Source organism: Bilifractor porci (assembly GCF_009696005.1).
Taxonomy (GTDB): Bacteria; Bacillota; Clostridia; order Lachnospirales; family Lachnospiraceae; genus Bilifractor; species Bilifractor porci.
On record NZ_VUMV01000005.1, the window covers coordinates 97,496 to 111,611 of the forward strand.

Below are 14,116 nucleotides of genomic sequence, written 5' to 3' on the forward strand. Positions count from 1 at the left end.
GCACATCCGTCAAGTTGTGATGGGTGAATCAAATGTCTTCCTTCAGGGCATCCGGCACCCGGAGGAGGCTGCGGCACCTCCCCGGTTCGGATGCTGCGATCTGCGTGGCGTTTCGCTGATCACAATTTTGAAAGGATTTGTATGCAGCGTAGTTAGATATTACTAACCACAAAAATATAATATAACAGACGCGGGAAAGTGTCAATACCTAAATTAAATAAATCTAACTTTTTTATGCCTTGTCCGCATCCTTCTGCATCCGGGACATCAGCGCCGACATTTTCTCCCCGTGTCCCCGCAGGGCGGAGAAGGTTTCCTCGCTGAGATCATGCTCAACCTTGCAGGCATCCTCCCGCGCGGTTTCCGGATTCACGCCGATGGTGATGAATAGCTGGGTAAGAACCTTATGCCTGTCGTAAATACGGCTTGCAATCTCCATTCCGCTGTCGGTAAGCGTAATGAAGCCGGAATGATCCATCGTGATATACCCGTTTTCACGCAGCCTTTTTGTCGCGTAGCTTACACTGGGTTTGGTAACGCCAAGATGATTGGCAACATCAATGGAGCGGATATATCCGTGCTGCTCCTTCATCATAAGCATTGCCTCAAGGTAATCCTCCGCAGATTTCTGAATGGTCATAGTTAAAAATCTCCATTTTCCTTAACTGATGTTAAAAACCTTTAATGATCTAATCATACGCTTATGCCTCCGTAAAATCAAGAGAGGGCGGACAGCTGATCCCTTTCAAGCGGCAGAAAGGCGCGGCACCCTGTCGGGCGGCGGGAGGATAAGGCGGCCTTCATCCGCTCGGAACACGAAAAAGGACGAAAGGTCATTGTCAACCATAGCAATCAGCCTCAGGAGCATGAGCAACGTACTGGATTCATCTGGCCGCATGTCCTTTGGTCAATTTGTCGGAGTACAGGAAAATAAAGAAAATACCGATGGATGCGGCATTGAGGGATATGGAGTAAGCGGCGTAAAAAAACTCTCTCCGCATATCACGGAAAAATGTAACATAGGCAACGGATTTTTCTTCAAAAAGGCGCTATGATCTACCTGGAAAGCGGAAAACGGTTATTCCGGCAGATTCCTCCGGCAGCTAACGTGCTGCGCGGCAGTCTGGACCGGCCGGGTCGGAGATAATGGGAGGCGGTTGTTATGATGATGTTCGGATGCCAGGGAAGGGATAAAACTCCTACGATCAGAGAAAAAAAGTGTCCGAAGTGCGGACACACGATTGAAATTTTTTCCACCGATACAGAGGTGACCTGTGAGCACTGCGGAACGACAGTCTACAATGACGCGCTCAGCTGTGTGCAGTGGTGCAAGTATGCAAAGCAGTGCGTCGGAGAAGATATGTATAACGCGATGATGGAAGTCGCGAAGAAGAACAAAGAGCGCCAGCTTGCGGAAGCGGCGGCACGCAAAGCCGCGAGAGAGGCGGAAGCTGCTGCGGTGTAAAATCGCAATCCGGCCGTCACCTCCGTCGGCCGGTGCGCTTACTGGATAAAAAGGGCTGCTGTCCTGTATGCCGGGCACATGAATCATTCATGTCCCGCTTCGGACAGCAGCCCTTTTTTATTTTTCATGCAGCATCACCCTGAATGCCTGTCAGATCTTAATCATGCGAACCGTTTGACTTTTGTGACCCAGGGCTCTGCGTTACATACCCGGCGGCCGCCGGATTCAGGCGTAAACCTTGTTTCTCCGGCGTTCCTCGATGGCAAGCTCGTCCTCGATGCTCACGCTGCAGCCGCCTTCGGTAAAGTATTCCCGGTACCAGAGAAGGAACATATAGACCACCCAGATATGGCGGGCGTAATCCTCTTTCCCGGATTTATGCGCGTCCAGAATCCTGACCAGTTCATCCGTGTGGAAGAATTTTTCTGCCTCCGGACTGGTAAATTCCTTCTTTACAATCTCGTAGTATTTATCAGTGCGAAGCCAGATCCGGATCGGAACAGGGAAGCCAAGCTTCTTTTTGGATGCCTGTCTGTCTGAGAGATAGCGGTGCGCGGCCTCGCGGAAACATACCTTTGTGTTTTCGTCATTGATTTTCTCGGAAAGAGGTATCTTTCTTGCCAGTTCAAAAACCTTGCGGTCCAGGAACGGAACACGGCTCTCCAGGGAATGTGCCATGCTCATCTTGTCTGCTTTCAGCAGAATATCGCCGATCAGCCAGAAGTTCAGATCAATATACTGCATTTTTTCCGGATCTTTCAGATCCTTTACCTTATCGTAGTAAGGCTTTGTTAAATACTTCGGATCGGAATCCGGTGTGGGATAGCGAAGGACCCGGTTCCGCTGCTCGGTGGAGTAAACATTGGCATTGCCGATGAAGCGCTCTTCCACGCTTTGTGAACCGCGGAGAATAAAGCCCTTCCCCTTCGGATGTCCCGGGATATGCTTTACTATGGAAGCAAGTCCCTTCCGGAAACCTTTCGGGAGCTTTTCATAGCGCGCCAGAGACATGGGCTCGTGGTAAATGACATAGCCGCCGAACAGCTCATCCGATCCCTCTCCGGAAAGGATAACCTTAACCTTGTCCGCAGCCATGCGGTCTACAAAATACAGGGCAGAGGCAGAGGCGTCGGCCAGGGGCTCGTCCATGTAGTACTGGATTTTCGGAAGCTCCTTCCAATATTCCTCGGTGCTGATCACCATGCTCTCATTGTCAATGCCAAGGCTCTTGGAAAGCTCCTGCGCATAGGGGATTTCGTTGTAGGTTTCATAATCAAATCCGACGGTAAAGGTGTGCTGGCCGTGGAACTGCGTGGCCACGTAGCTGGAATCCACACCGCTGGACAGGAGAGAGGCAACCTCTACGTCGCTGACCATGTGATAGCGGATGGAGTCCTGCAGGGTCTTGTCAATCTGGTCGATCAGCTCTTCGTGGTTTACCGGCTGGTCCGTGGGGGCAAGCATGGGATCAAAATAGCGGCAGATTTCCATTTCCCCGTTTTTCCAGCGCATGTAGTGGCCGGGCATCAGCTTGAAGATTCCTTTGAAGAAAGTCTCCGGCAGAACCGAGTACTCGAACGACAGATACTGTTCCAGAGCCTGAAGATTCACTTCTTTGTGATAGCCGGGAAACTCCAGGATGCTTTTGATCTCCGAGCCGTATACCAGGTGACCGTCAATTTCCGTGAAATAAAACGGCTTGATGCCGAACATATCGCGTGCCGCAAACAATTCCTTTTTCCGGATATCCCAGATAACAAAAGCAAACATGCCGCGGAGCCGGTCCAGAAGCTTCTCGCCCCACTCCTCATAGCCGTGAAGCAGGACTTCTGTATCTGCCTTATTGCTGAAAATATGCCCTTTGGCAATCAGCTCCTCTTTCAGCTCCTTATAGTTATAGATCTCACCGTTGAAGGTAATGACCAGACTTTTATCCTCATTGAACATCGGCTGGTCGCCGGTGTTCAGGTCAATGATGGACAGGCGGCGGAATCCCATGGTCATATCTTCGTTGATAAACTGCCCGCCCCCGTCAGGCCCCCGGTGAATAATCCGGTTCATCATATTCGTAAGGACGGTTTTTCCGTCCGGAAGAGTTCCTGTAAATCCGCAGATTCCACACATGTGCGCGACTCCTTTCAGCTGCTGACTCTGCGCCCGCAGGGAAATATCTTCAAAATAGAAATAAATCATGAAGGCGCTTTTTAATTCCTCTCCCCGGTTCAGCGGATAGCCGGAACCAGGGTTCAGTTAACAGATAGTATAGAGCAGACGGGAAATACCCGCAAGTAAGAAAATAAAGTACTTGCGGCGATGCGAGAGCTCTTTTAAGCAGAGGAACAGCGCGAGAGACTCATGCGTACACAGGTAAGAAAGAAGCCCTGCCGCGTTTCAGGGTTACATTTTTGCGAAAGTGGGAAAACGCGGCTCCATTTCGGACGAAAACAGCAGTTTGTCCCATGAATTCCCGTAAAATTCGGACTATAATACGCCTGTGTTTAACTAAAGGAGGATACTATGGCTTCTAAAATTCAGGAACTGGGACATGCGGCAGAGCGTCAGGCGATTGGCGTTGTCATTGATGGCCTGGTTAGAGATGTAAAGAAAAGTTCTGACAAGAGAAAAACTTATCTGAAGTTCATGGATCTTGCGGAAAAATTCTTCGGAAAATCTTTCACACCGGAGAAAATCGCTGCGGTTAAGGCGGCAATCCAGGATCCGGACAACCGTTGGATGAAGTTTATTGATAAAACGATCGATGAAATCAATCCGAAATTTGCCAAAATGACGCTTCTGAATCTCGGTTACGAGGCTTTCCTTCGCGGAACCAAGACGATTCGGGAGAACAGGGAAAAATACAACTGCAATATTCCGTGGCTGATTCTGTTCGATCCGACCTCTGCCTGCAATATGCACTGTGCCGGATGCTGGTCCGGAACTTACGGACATAAAAATAATCTGTCCTTTGAAGATATGGACAAAATTGTTACCCAGGGCAAGGAGCTCGGCGTGTATCTTTACCTCATGACAGGCGGAGAGCCCATGGTGCGGAAAAAAGATATCCTCCGGCTGATCAAGAAGCATAATGACTGCTATTTTGCGGCATTCTCCAATTCTACGCTGATTGACGAGGAACTCTGCAAACAGCTGGTAGAGCTTGGAAACATGACTTTCTTCCTTTCTATTGAGGGAACGGAGGAGACAAACGACGGACGCCGCGGAAACGGTCACTACGCGGCAGTGATGAAGGCTATGGATCTTCTGAAGAAGTATGGAATCCTGTTCGGTACTTCCGTCTGCTACACCAGGGCGAATATCGACGCGGTTACCAGCGACGAGTTCTTCCACATGCTGGAGCGCAAGGGAGCGAAGTTCGGCTTCTACTTCCATTACATGCCGACCGGAAAAAACGCAGTTCCGGATCTGCTTCCGACTCCGGAGCAGAGAAAGTATATGATCGAGCGTATCCGCTATATTCGCTCGGATAAGAGTGATATTCAGTTCTATCCCATGGACTTCCAGAATGACGGGGAGTATGTGGGAGGCTGTATCGCAGGAGGAAGAAACTACTTCCATATCAATTCCAGCGGTGACGCGGAGCCCTGCGTATTTATTCACTACTCTAACACAAACATTCACCAGAATTCTGTTCTGGAAATGCTGCAGAGCCCGCTGTTTATGGCATATCATGAGGGCCAGCCGTTCAACAGAAATCATCTGCGTCCCTGTCCCATGCTGGAGAATCCGCAGCTGCTGCGGGAGATGGTTGCGAAGACCGGGGCACACCAGACCAATGAAGAGGCTCCGGAATCCGCGGATGAGCTTTGCGCAAAGTGCGACGATTACGCAAAGAACTGGAAGCCGGTTGCCGATGAGATCTGGGCATCCGAGGTTCATAAAAAACCGACCTACGAGAATTATACGAAAGAAAAGAGGGAACATCCGGATCTTGCCGCATTCGAGCATGCGGACGGAACCAATCACATCTGATGTCTGATTCCGGAAAGCCGGACAGAACTTTTGTGCCGGGCTTTTGGACTGCCGCTTCACACGCGTTCAGAATGAATTTATTATGATTCATCTGGCGCGTGCGGGGCGGCAGTCTTTTGCTGTGCTTGCGGGACCCTGCTGTTTCCGATAGAATGTAGAAGAATATGAGGGAAAGATGCGTTTGCCGGATGGGGGATTAGAATGAAATTATCAGATTATGTGACACAGTTTCTGGTGGAAAACGGTATTACAACGGCGTTTATGGTGCCGGGCGGACTTGCCATGCACCTGAATGATTCTTTTAAGTCTGAGAAAAGACTTCACTGCGTGCTGAACCATCACGAACAGGCTTGCGCCATGGCGGCAGAAGGATATGCCAGGGTGAACAACCGGATGGCAGTCGTTTCTACAACCGGCGGGCCGGCAGCGACAAATGCGCTGACAGGAGTGCTCTGCGCCTGGCAGGATTCGATTCCGCTTCTGGTCATCAGCGGGAATTCCCGTCTGGCGACGATGGCATGTGAATCCGGCCTGACGCTGAGAAGCAGAGGGATCCAGGAGTGCGAGATTGTGCGGGTGGCGGAGCCGATCACCAAATATGCCGTGATGATCAAGAACCCGGATACGATCCGGTATCACATGGAAAAAGCTTTCTGCCTGGCCAGAGTGGGGCGGCCCGGACCATGCTGGATTGATATTCCGATGGATATTCAGACAAAAGACATTTCCCCGGAATCGCAGGAGGGCTATGGCTTTTTTACCGGACGCGTGTATACGGCTGACGGCTGGAAAGACTGCGCGGAAAAAACGGAATCCGGATTTGAATGTCCGGAGGAACTGGCCAAAACCGTGCTGGAACATCTGCGGACTGCCCGGAGGCCGGTCCTGTTTGCCGGGAATGGAATCCGGCTGGGCGGGGCACACAGAGATTTCATGCTCTTTGCGGAAAAAACAGGGATTCCCGTCGTGGACGGAATGAGCTCCGTGGATGCGTTTCCGACAGATTCGGAGCTGTTTGCGGGGAGGTGCGGAACCACCGGAACACGGCCGGGAAATTTTGCCGTCCAGAACAGCGATGTCATCCTGTCTCTCGGAAGCAGGCTGAACTATAATCAGACCGGTTTTGACGGTGTGTGGGGACGCAATGCATTCCGTATGATCAATGATATTGATCCGGAGGAGATCCGGAAGGATACGGTTCACGCGGATCTGGCGCTTGCCTGTGACGTGAAGAGCCTTCTGGATAAACTGAACGGGCTTCTGGACACCGCAGAGGCGCCGCTGCTCCGCGAGCGCTATGCGGGCTGGCGGAGCATGTGTCTGGAGTGGCGGAGAAACTATCCCCTTGTAAATAAGGAGAAGATGCTGCCCGGAAAGGCGAATATTTATCATCTTGCGGATGTCCTGACCGGAAAACTCCCGTTGGAAAGTACCATGGTGGTATCCGCCGGCCAGTCGCGGATCATTTTCAGCCAGGCCGCCAATATCCGGGAGGGACAGCGCTTTCTGGCCAATGCCACGACAGCCAGCATGGGCTACGGGCTTCCCGCAGGAATCGGTGCTGCGCTGGCGGCGCCGGAGAGGCTGACGGCTGTTGTTACCGGAGAGGGCAGCATCCAGATGAATCTGCAGGAGCTGCAGACGATTGTGCACAACCGCATTCCGCTGAAGATTGTCCTGATCAATAATGGCGGCTACCATACGGTGAAACAGACACAGCACAATTATTTCCATGATAATTTTATCGGCATCGGTCCGGAGTCCGGTGATATCAGTTTTCCCTTTATGGAAAAAATAGCGGGCGCGTATGGAATCCCTTATATCAGCGTCCGCAGAAACGAGGATGTGGACAGGTTTGTGGACCGCATTCTTGCGTCAGAAGGGGTGCTGCTGGCGGAGGCATTTGTAGATCCCGCGCAGACTACGGACCCGAAGGCAAGTACAAGAAAACTCCCGTCAGGAGAAATGGTTTCCGCCCCGCTGGAAGATATGGCGCCGTTCCTTGACCGGGAAGAGCTGAAGAAAATTATGGAAGTGGGAGAAAAGAATGAGTGAGACACAGAAACGGGTGGTTATTACGGGCCCGACGGGGCTGATCGGCCGCGCGCTGATCCGGCAGTGTGTGTTAAACCATACGGAGGTATACGCGGTGATCCGGCCGGGATCCAGACGGATGTCGGTTCTTCCGGAACATCCGCTGATTCATAAGCTGGAGTGTGACCTGTCGGATCTGGATTCGCTGCCGGGCAGTATTCCGGAGCGGTGTGATGTCTTTTATCACCTTGGCTGGGGGCATACCGGGCGCGCAAAAAACGGCGATGTGAAATTTCAGACAGAGAATATTGATTTTACGATTGACGCGCTGCGCTCTGCTGCCGCGCTTTCCTGCAGGCTTTTTATCGGCGCGGGCAGCCAGGCCGAGTACGGGCCGCTGAATCTGGACAGGATTTCCCCCGATACGCCGGAGCATCCGGCTGCGGCTTACGGAATCTGCAAATACGCGGCAGGAAGGCTGGCGCGGCTGGAAGGAGAGAAGCTGGGAATTCCGGTGGTATGGATGCGGATCTTCAGCACATACGGAATCGGGGACAAGGAAGACATGCTGATGGGTTTTCTTGTCAGAAAAATGATCCGGGGAGAGCATATTGCCATGACGCAGGGAATCCAGGAGTGGGACTATCTGAATGCCGACGACGCCGGGCGCGCGTTTTATCTGGCAGGGGAACGCTGCGGGAAATCAGCGGTGTACTGCCTGGGCAGCGGACAGAAAAAGCCTCTGCGTGAGTATGTGGAAGAGGCGGCACGACTCTCCGGCTACCGGCTCCCTGTCGGGTACGGGGAAGTTCCCTATACCGGGAACAGCGTGATGAAGCTCTGTGCGGATATCAGCTCTCTGACAAGGGATACCGGATTTGTGCCCCGGATAAGTTTTACGGAAGGGATCAGGGAACTGATCGAAGAATGCAGAAGGGAGTGTGGGCCGGAGCAGGAAGAACTGTCTTAGGCACCGCTGTCCGAAGTACATGGGAAAACGAAAAACAGACGGGGACTGTCTCAGGCACAGTTGCCGAAAATGCATGGTATAAAAAACGTATGAGCGGAGGGGTAGAAAATGGAACGGAACACCGCAGGGAGGCAAAGGCTGGACTTTTACAGGAATAAGAAAGTGTTGGTAACGGGGCATACAGGATTTAAGGGAACATGGCTGACCCGGATGCTGCTTCTGGCAGGAGCGCAGGTGCAGGGATACAGCCTGGAACCTCCTACCCGGCCGAATCTGTATTCCATGGCGGGCTTTTCCCGGTTTGCAGAGTCCGGCCAGCTGCGCTCGGAAATCGGCGATATCAGGGATTTCGGGAGACTGCAGAAAATTTTTCATGATTTCCGGCCGGAAATCGTCTTTCATCTGGCGGCGCAGCCGATTGTCCGGGAGTCCTACAGAAATCCGAGGGAAACCTATGAAACGAATGTCATGGGGACGGTGAATGTCCTGGAATGCATCCGTCTGGAGGACTCTGTCCGATCCGCACTGAACGTGACGACAGACAAGGTCTACCGGAACCGGGAATGGGTCTGGGGTTACAGGGAGACAGACCCGCTGGACGGCTTTGACCCGTACAGCAATTCCAAATCCTGTTCGGAGCTTGCCACCCATTCCTACAGGAATTCCTTCTTTGCGGATGCGGACGGAAGAGAGGGAAGGCGCTTTCTTGCTTTGTCCACGGCCCGCGCCGGAAACGTGATCGGCGGAGGAGATTTTGCCGCAGACCGGATACTTCCGGACTCTATCCGGGCGGTGGAACAGGCATGGAAAAACCGGAAGGATACCGCGGTGATCGGCGTCAGAAATCCGTACGCTACCCGCCCCTTCCAGCATGTGCTTGAACCGCTTGGCGCATATCTTCTGATAGCGGAAAGGCAGGAAAAAGACAGGCAGTGTTCGGGATATTATAATGTCGGCCCGGACGACGCGGACTGCGTCGCGGCGGGAGAACTGGTCAGCCTGTTCTGCGAGGAGTGGAACCGTGAAAGCATTCTCCCGGTCAAGGCGGAATGGGAGAGCCGTGCGGAGAAAGAGGCGCCTCATGAGGCAGGCCTTCTGAAACTGGACACCAGTCTGATCCGGAGCAGGCTGGGCTGGACCCCCCGCTGGCATATCAGAGATTGCATGAAAAAAACGGTGCAGTTCAGCGGGCGGATGCTTGCTGACCCGGAAATCGTACCGGAAGAAATGGACACGGAAATCAGAGAGTTTTTTCGGATAAACGGATAGAGAAGACATCTGAGAGAGGAACGATAGAAATAGAAAAAAACGCAGGCAGATGATTACCGGCGGTTTTTATTTCCGGAACGGCTGCGGTTGGCATTTGCCTGCACAAAGTCGTCCACGGTTTCGTAGAGGCGGGATTTCTGATCTTCCGTCAGCGTGCGGAACTGTTCCAGAAAAACCGCTTCCTTACTGTCTCCGAGAATGATATCCTCTTTCGGACTGCGGAAAAAATCGGCGAGTGTCATGTGAAAAACCTTCTGGCAGATTGCCTCCAGGTCTGATACCTTGGGAGAATTGCTGCGGCGGAACCAGCTGTAAACCGTTCCCCGGGAAATACCGGCAATCCGGGCTGCCTGATACTTACTGACGCCGCAGTTTTTCAGGAGCTCCAGCAGACGCCCGTTCACATCATATGTCGTAAAATTGTTCTTCTCGTCTGAAGAATATTCTGGCATTCCTGAAATTCCCGTCCTTCAATCAGAGTAACAAAGCAAGTAGTGAACAGGACAAAAGGACGCCCTGCAGGATTATTTTAATATCCCCATCATAATACGGGTAGTATACAAAATGACAACGTGTATTACGCAAATGCACACTATTTCTTTCGTTTGCTTCCATTTGGCCTTTGTGTTGGTTCCTTCTTAAGAAACAGAAACGGATATTGCTGATAATAAAAAATCATAGAGTATGAAGATCTGGAAAAGAGAGAGATGCCCCAATACACAGCAAGCAGTATGAGTTTCGATCAGAAATAAGAATTCTGCCTAAACCGTATATTCTGGATAATTATAAAGAGACAGGCCGGTCTGGAACAGACGGGCAGATTGTTCACAGACCGGCCAGAATAGAGGGGAGGACAGCACAACGGCCGCGGCCGCTATGTGCCGGATGTCCTGAGTCGGATGCGGAAAGGCATCCGGGAAGAGTAGTGCAGCTTACCTGCAGGTTGTTTTTTTAGCTATTTTTACTATACTGCAAAAATGACTGCTATTCAATGTTATATTCAGAAATAAGAGATATAAACATATAATAATCTGAAAAATAATCTATATAGTGCGCAAATGCGGAATAAATGTGCGGCTATTTTTACGCATGCCACCTGAACTTGATTTTGATTTTCTGCTATGTTACACTTTCACTGCATGAAAAAGTAAAAGAGAAGCAGAGGTATTTGTCTTATGAATAAAGTAATTTTGATGGGCCGTCTGACCCGTGATCCGATTGTCCGCTATTCCTCTGGGGAGAATCCGCAGGCTGTTGCCAGGTATACCCTCGCTGTGGACAGAAGATTCCGCCGGCAGAATGATGATCAGACCGCGGATTTTATCAGCTGCGTCGCATTTGGCAGGCAGGGAGAGTTTGCCGAGAAATACCTGCATCAAGGCACAAAAATTGTGGTTTCCGGGCGTCTTCAGACAGGAAGCTATACAAAGAATGACGGAACACGTGTTTACACCACCGATGTTGTCATTGAAGAACAGGATTTTGCGGAGAGCAAGAGCGTTTCTTCGGAAAACGCGGCATCCTATCAGCCGCCGCAGGGAGCTCCGGCCCCCGCTCCGGCACAGGCTTCCGGTGGTTCCGGATCGGCGCCGACGGCAGATCCGGACGGGTTCATGAATATTCCGGACGGAATTGATGAGGAGCTTCCTTTTCAATAAAACGGATTAATAAGAAAAAACCTGCTCATCCGAACAGGGAAAGACCGAGAGGCTGCCCGCATGCGGCAGCCTCTCTTGCTTCCTTTTGTGAGATAGAATATAATACTCACGTGGTTTCGCCGGTATTTCCGTCATAATGTCTGCTTTTCCGGCGTGGACACGGCTATCACACTCAGATTTTAATGAGGCGGGAAAATCCTATGAATAAAGTAAAACTGACCGGCCAGCTGCGGCGTCTGCTGCGGGTGCCGATCCTGCTGGTTCTGTTCTTTGTCGTCGTTGATATCGGGATTTATTTTATCAGCGTTCCCGCCGGGATGCTTGTTACAGTGGCAATCCTGGCTTATCTTGCGGCAGAACTGATTGTTAATCACATTTACAGCAGAAGTATCCTGAACGAAATGGTCACGTTTGCGGCCCATTACGGCCAGGTTCAGAAGCAGCTGGTCACGGAACTCGCAGTTCCGTATGCCATCACCGATGACCACGGCCATCTTCTCTGGTTTAATGACGCGTTTGAGAGCATTACCGGAAAGGACCGGCACCGGTACAGTAAATCCATCACGAGTCTGTTCTCCACAATCACCATGGATAAATTTCCCCAAAACGGGAATTCGGTTGAATACCATGTCTCGGCGGACAGCAGGGATTACCGGATGCAGATCCGCAGCGTAGAGATTGATCCGCTGATCGCACAGTCAGGAATCATAGAAAAAAAGACGGAAGAACCTGCCTACATGTACGCGTTTTTCCTCTTTGATGAGACGGAGCTGAAAAGCTATATCCGGAAGTATGAAGATGAGACCATGGTCTGCGGCCTGATCTATCTGGATAATTACGATGAAGCTCTGGAAAATGTAGAGATTGTCCGAAGATCGCTGCTTACCGCGCTGATTGACCGGAAGATCAGCAAATACGTGCAGGATGTAGACGGAATCGTCAAAAAATATGAGTCGGATAAATACATTGTCGTGATGCGGACGCGCTCGCTGAACGAGATGAAGGCTCTGAAGTTTAATATTCTGGAAGAGGTCAAAAGCGTCAATATCGGAAATGACATTGCCATGACACTGAGCATCGGAATCGGCGCGAACAACGGTTCTTACCGCCGCAATTATGAGTGCGCCCGGATTGCCATTGATCTTGCCCTGGGAAGAGGCGGCGACCAGGTTGTCCTGAAGGACGGGGACAGCATTACCTACTTCGGAGGAAAGAGCCAGGCCGTGGAGCGGAACACCAGGGTCAAGGCCAGGGTCAAGGCGCATGCGCTGAAGGAATTCATGGACAGCAAGGAAAAGGTTGTTGTCATGGGTCATAAGAATTTTGACATTGACTGCTTCGGTTCGGCCATCGGGATCAGCCGCGCGGCGCAGGCGCTGAATAAGAAGGTTTATATCGTCATTGATACGCCGAACACGTCTACCCGGCCCTTTATCGAAAGCTTCCGGAAAAATCCGGATTATGATCCGCATATGTTTCTTTCGGTTTCCGAGGCGAAGGAAATGGTGGACAGAGACACACTTCTGGTTGTTGTCGATACGAATAAGCCGGATTATACAGAGTGCCAGGAGCTTCTGCACCAGACACGAACCATTGTGGTCCTGGATCATCACCGTCAGGGGAATGCCAGCATCCGGGACGCGGTGCTTTCCTATATTGAGCCCTATGCTTCATCTGCCTGTGAAATGGTTGCGGAAATCCTTCAATACTTCACCGAGGGAATTAAGCTCAGAAATGTAGAGGCGGACGCGATGTACGCCGGAATTATGATAGACACGGACGGCTTTATCCAGCATACGGGAGTGCGGACGTTTGAAGCCGCGGCTTATCTGCGGCGGTGCGGCGCGGATGTCACCCGTGTGCGGAAAATGTTCCGGGAAGATATGGAGGAATACAAGGCCAGGGGAGAGGCGCTGCGGAATGTAGAACTCTACAGAGGGCGCTTTGCCATAACGGAATGCCCGGCAAATGCCGGGGAGAGCCCCAGTATTGTCGGCTCGAAGGTGGCCAATCAGCTTCTGAATATACGTGAGGTGAAGGCATCCTTCGTCCTGACGGAAGATAAGGGAGTTATCTATATCAGCGCCCGCGCGATTGATGAGGTAAATGTCCAGATTATCATGGAGCGGATGGGCGGGGGCGGTCACTTGAACATGGCCGGAACCCAGTTTACCGGAAAAACGATGGATGAGGTGAAAACACTGCTGAAATCCGTCCTGGATGAAATGATAGAGGAAGGAGAAATCGAATGAAAATTATTCTTACCGAGGATATCAAATCACTTGGCAAAAAGGGAGATGTTGTAAATGTCAGCGACGGCTATGCCCGCAATATGCTGATTCCGCAGAAAAAAGGCGTAGAGGCAACCCCGGCAAATCTGAACAGCCTGAAACTGAAAAATGCCAACGATGCGAAGCTGGCAAAAGAGGCGCTGGAGGCTGCCAGGGAATTCGGAAAGAAAATAGAGGCGTCTGCCGTCACAGTTTCCATTAAAACCGGAGAGAACGGAAAAGTTTTCGGATCTGTCTCTTCCCGCGAGATTGCCGATGCCGCCAGGGAGCAGCTGGGCTTTGAACTTGATAAAAAAAAGATCCAGATGAACGGGGTGCTCAAGGAGCTGGGAGATCATAAGATTGCCATCAGGCTTCACCCGCAGGTGACGGCGGAGCTGACCGTCCATGTGACGGCCGAGTAAAAGGCGGGAGATAAGCAGTGAGTACCGGAACAGGC

General features: G+C 51.4%; 12 protein-coding genes. 9 read left to right on the forward strand and 3 right to left on the reverse strand.

Annotated features, from left to right (window positions below; all coding sequences use genetic code 11):
• Positions 1-232: 232 nt before the first annotated feature.
• A complete protein-coding gene (locus tag FYJ60_RS08130; protein ID WP_154458178.1) occupies positions 233-640 on the reverse strand; it encodes a metal-dependent transcriptional regulator in 408 nt (135 codons plus the stop codon).
• A 226-nt stretch (positions 641-866) separates the two neighbouring features.
• Here FYJ60_RS08130 and FYJ60_RS08135 point away from each other — a divergent pair, with 226 nt between their 5' ends.
• Together FYJ60_RS08135 and FYJ60_RS08140 are read left to right on the forward strand one after the other, a co-directional pair.
• Positions 867-1,055 (forward strand): hypothetical protein, encoded by a 189-nt coding sequence (locus FYJ60_RS08135; RefSeq protein WP_205839032.1) that lies wholly within the window; start codon positions 867-869, stop codon positions 1,053-1,055.
• 107 nt (positions 1,056-1,162) lie between these two features.
• Positions 1,163-1,465: a hypothetical protein gene (locus FYJ60_RS08140; protein ID WP_205839033.1), complete on the forward strand. Its 303-nt coding sequence runs from the start codon at positions 1,163-1,165 to the stop codon at positions 1,463-1,465.
• 225 nt (positions 1,466-1,690) lie between these two features.
• On the opposite strand, the gene asnB is transcribed toward FYJ60_RS08140, so the two are convergent.
• Positions 1,691-3,658: an asparagine synthase (glutamine-hydrolyzing) gene (asnB, locus tag FYJ60_RS08145; protein ID WP_330579153.1), complete on the reverse strand. Its 1,968-nt coding sequence runs from the start codon at positions 3,656-3,658 to the stop codon at positions 1,691-1,693.
• A gap of 324 nt (positions 3,659-3,982) precedes the next feature.
• On the opposite strand from asnB, the gene FYJ60_RS08150 reads away from it, so the two are divergent.
• The 4 genes from FYJ60_RS08150 (at position 3,983) to rfbG (ending at position 9,728) form a co-directional block, all read left to right on the forward strand.
• Positions 3,983-5,455: a radical SAM protein gene (locus FYJ60_RS08150; protein ID WP_154458180.1), complete on the forward strand. Its 1,473-nt coding sequence runs from the start codon at positions 3,983-3,985 to the stop codon at positions 5,453-5,455.
• 201 nt (positions 5,456-5,656) lie between these two features.
• Positions 5,657-7,510, forward strand: a complete 1,854-nt coding sequence (locus FYJ60_RS08155; protein WP_154458181.1) for a thiamine pyrophosphate-binding protein — start codon at positions 5,657-5,659, stop codon at positions 7,508-7,510.
• Positions 7,503-8,459 (forward strand): NAD-dependent epimerase/dehydratase family protein, encoded by a 957-nt coding sequence (locus tag FYJ60_RS08160; RefSeq protein WP_154458182.1) that lies wholly within the window; start codon positions 7,503-7,505, stop codon positions 8,457-8,459. Before FYJ60_RS08155 ends, FYJ60_RS08160 begins: the two co-directional genes overlap by 8 nt.
• 108 nt (positions 8,460-8,567) lie before the next feature.
• Positions 8,568-9,728: a CDP-glucose 4,6-dehydratase gene (gene rfbG / locus FYJ60_RS08165; RefSeq protein ID WP_154458183.1), complete on the forward strand. Its 1,161-nt coding sequence runs from the start codon at positions 8,568-8,570 to the stop codon at positions 9,726-9,728.
• Between the two features lie 53 nt (positions 9,729-9,781).
• On the opposite strand, the gene FYJ60_RS08170 is transcribed toward rfbG, so the two are convergent.
• Entirely contained in the window at positions 9,782-10,180 is a 399-nt protein-coding gene (locus FYJ60_RS08170) for a helix-turn-helix domain-containing protein (RefSeq protein ID WP_154458184.1), read from the reverse strand.
• A gap of 723 nt (positions 10,181-10,903) precedes the next feature.
• Here FYJ60_RS08170 and FYJ60_RS08175 point away from each other — a divergent pair.
• From FYJ60_RS08175 to rplI, 3 genes are all read left to right on the forward strand, one after another.
• Positions 10,904-11,386, forward strand: coding sequence for a single-stranded DNA-binding protein (locus tag FYJ60_RS08175; RefSeq protein WP_154458185.1), 483 nt, complete (start codon positions 10,904-10,906; stop codon positions 11,384-11,386).
• A 200-nt stretch (positions 11,387-11,586) separates the two neighbouring features.
• Positions 11,587-13,638, forward strand: a complete 2,052-nt coding sequence (locus tag FYJ60_RS08180; protein WP_154458186.1) for a DHH family phosphoesterase — start codon at positions 11,587-11,589, stop codon at positions 13,636-13,638.
• Positions 13,635-14,081, forward strand: a complete 447-nt coding sequence (gene rplI, locus FYJ60_RS08185) for a 50S ribosomal protein L9 (RefSeq protein WP_154458187.1) — start codon at positions 13,635-13,637, stop codon at positions 14,079-14,081. Before FYJ60_RS08180 ends, rplI begins: the two co-directional genes overlap by 4 nt.
• Positions 14,082-14,116: the final 35 nt, after the last annotated feature.